We start from the raw sequence: 302 nt of genomic DNA on the forward strand, positions 1-302 counted from the left end.
GTCGTAGGCGGTGCCGAGCTCGGCCGCTACCATGCCGTAGGGTAAAAGGAAGGTGATGATAAGGAAGATCCACCAGAAGAACTGCTGGTTGCCGATGGCAGCAGCCGGTGCCGCCGCCTCACACACGAACACCACGCAGATCACCGACAGAATAACGGATACGAAGGAGAATTTCTTCTTACCGCTCATAGGGTAACCCCTTAATGGGAAAGAGCGATCGGGGAAGTTGCGCCTTCCCCGATCGCACATGGTTTACAGACCCTGCTTGCCGAGCTTCGCCATGCACTCGTCGATGGTGGCGC

At 57.3% G+C, this 302-nt stretch carries 1 pseudogene; it reads right to left on the reverse strand.

Going from position 1 to position 302, the window contains the following annotated elements:
- Positions 1 to 189, reverse strand: a pseudogene (locus NE591_RS14275) (amino acid:proton antiporter); the annotation flags it as partial.
- Positions 190 to 302 lie beyond the last annotated feature (113 nt).

This window comes from Adlercreutzia sp. DFI.6.23 (assembly GCF_024462535.1).
GTDB lineage: Bacteria > Actinomycetota > Coriobacteriia > Coriobacteriales > Eggerthellaceae > Adlercreutzia > Adlercreutzia rubneri.